Raw genomic sequence first — 2,499 nt, forward strand, 5'->3', positions numbered from 1 at the left:
ATCCACCAAAGACAGTGACACCGTTTGCCAAGGCATTTTCACCAAGACTAGCAGTTGACATGCCTGAGTTAGACAAGAGGAAGAATACCGCAGCTGACGCAAGGAAAGCTCCAACAACCTGACCAAGGATGTAGTTGACAAGGTCTTTTGATGACAAACGTTTGTTAACAAACATAGCAATCGAAACAGCTGGGTTCAAGTGAGCACCTGAAACAGTTCCGATTGAGTAGGCTGCAACTACGATTGCCAAACCAAAGGCAAAGGCAATTCCAAGGTGACCAAGGCCATCAAGACCATTTCCAAAAACAACAGCTCCTGTTCCGATGAGCACAAGCATGAAAGTACCGATTAACTCAGCGACAAATTTTTTCATTTTCTTTCTCCTTTTTTCAAAAACTAGATACTAGTCTATCAAAAGAGGGAAAGGGTTCCAAGAAAATTTATTGGAAATTTTCTTGAAAATCATATAACTATTAGCTAATCTCTAGTATTGAAAAGACTGGATAGCGTCTTTCAAGTCATCTTGTAAACTATTTCTCTGGTCAAGTTGAACATAGACTTCCAACAGACAGGACTTAAAGTTTGAAAATTTGTAAAAATCCTCCCTTTCTTCTATCGGAAAATCAACAGCTTTTATCCAAGAAGCTACTTGCTCTTGCTCCAACTTCCCTTGTAAAATAGGTTCATAGATCACTCTTGCTAAACGCCAATCCTCATCATCTGTAAAGCGAATCGAAACTCTTTTAAATAGTTGGCCAAGTATATCAAATACTTCATGAACTCTGTTTTTAGGAAAGTCTGGATGACAAACTACCTCTGTCAGTAAATCGGCTCCATGTGCAAAAGCATGAACCCAACCATACTGACTTGAAAAACTCGTTGTATCCTTTTCTTTTGAAAGATAGTGCAAGCCTTGATTTAAAAGGACATTACGAATTTCTGCTTTTAATCCCTGATAAAAAATCGATTGCTGGTTGGCATCCGCAGACAAGAGATTTGCATAAATAAGCGCCCTAAAAGAACGTTCAAGTGTTGACAAGCCTACCTTATCAATCTCTTTATCTAACCCTCCATCAGATGAAATCCCTTCAGCAATGAAATAAAATTGTTCCTGTGTAAATAGCTCTTCCTGAATCCCTCTAGCAAAGCTTGTAAAAACAAGGTCATCGCGAATTTCTGGAGAAGGATCTCCCAAATGATCAAGCAACCATTGGATTTCTTCCTCATGATAACTTGGTTTTTCTTCTGCTATTTTTCTAAGTAACTCTTGATACATGGTCAATACCTCTACATTTCTAGCAACTGTTTAAAAAGCCAGCCCAAGATAACTTTCTATCTTATTCTTTTTTAGATAGACGTTTTCCTGCTGCAATTGCATCAGCCTCTGTCATCTCGACAACATTAGCTTTATTAGTTTTTAAAGGCATTCTATCCTTACTATACCAATAAACTTTCGCATTCCCATGGTTTGCAACATAGACAATTCTATCTTGCTGTTGGGCTTTAGTCTCAGATTCACGCACAATTCTTTTCTCTTCTTCTTTTTGAGAAATTAAAGACTCAACTGCGTCTATCCTATCGAGCAATTCTGCCTTTTTATCATTATTTTCAATCTGATTAACTGTTTCTTTAACAGACTTCACTTGACTTGCATCTTGACTTTCTTCCAATTGTTTGACTAAGGTTTCACCTTTTTCTTGCAACTCATTTACAGCTTTTTCTTTGGCAATTCTCTCTTCTTCTGCTTTTTCTTTAGCTTTTTTCTCTTCATCAACTCGTTTTGCCTCTTCTGTACTAGATGAAGCATCGGTTGTTGACTCTACTTTAGCAGTGGATGCCGCAGTTTGCTTAGTTTCTGATTGAGAAGATGAAATTTTCTTTGTGACTGTCGGAGTTTGAAGAGAAACTACAATAAAACTAACAACAAAAAGTCCTATCATTAAATTTCTTTTTCGAATATCTGGTACTTTCTTTACAAAATACCAAATACCAACTCCGCTCAAAACAAGATAGAGAGTAGGAAGAGCAATCAATAAAATGATTCCCAACAAGACTAGGCCTATTTTTATAAAACGTATTCTTTGTGAATCCTGCTCCAGCCATTTTTTAATTCTGTTCATATCCTTATCCTAAATTCCCCCTACTCTCCCAACTGGGCACTGTAGGCGATAATCTGGTCAACTGTGTCTGACAAGAATTGGATTGTATCACGGAGTGGTTTGTCTGTTGAAATATCGGCACCGATAATCATGGCTGACTCAAGCGGTGTCTTACTACCACCTGATTTAAGGAGATTGAGCCAGTCTCTAGCCCCATTCTCAGAGTTTTTCAGATGGAGATAACCTGCTGTCGAGATGACAAGACCAGCAGAGTAGGTGTAGCTATACAAGCCCATGTAATAGTGAGCTTGTCGCATCCAAGTCAAGGCCGCATCGTCGTCAATTTCAATAGCATCTCCCCAGAAATCTGTCAAAACTTCCTTCATAATGCTGTTGAGCT

At 38.3% G+C, this 2,499-nt stretch carries 3 protein-coding genes and 1 pseudogene; all 4 read right to left on the bottom strand.

What is annotated here, in order from left to right:
* Positions 1–373, bottom strand: a 373-nt coding sequence (locus tag GMD4S_RS11840; RefSeq protein ID WP_000714863.1) for an MIP/aquaporin family protein, incomplete at its 3' end; no start/stop codon positions are given.
* A 111-nt stretch (positions 374–484) separates the two neighbouring features.
* The gene (locus GMD4S_RS11845) at positions 485–1,276 is read right to left on the bottom strand and encodes a DUF2785 domain-containing protein (protein ID WP_000284153.1); all 792 of its coding nucleotides are present in this window, start codon (positions 1,274–1,276) and stop codon (positions 485–487) included.
* A gap of 61 nt (positions 1,277–1,337) precedes the next feature.
* The gene (locus GMD4S_RS11850) at positions 1,338–2,120 is read right to left on the bottom strand and encodes a hypothetical protein (RefSeq protein ID WP_001079821.1); all 783 of its coding nucleotides are present in this window, start codon (positions 2,118–2,120) and stop codon (positions 1,338–1,340) included.
* 20 nt (positions 2,121–2,140) lie between these two features.
* Positions 2,141–2,499, bottom strand: a pseudogene (locus GMD4S_RS11855) (M3 family metallopeptidase); the annotation flags it as partial.

This window comes from Streptococcus sp. GMD4S, from assembly GCF_000296955.1.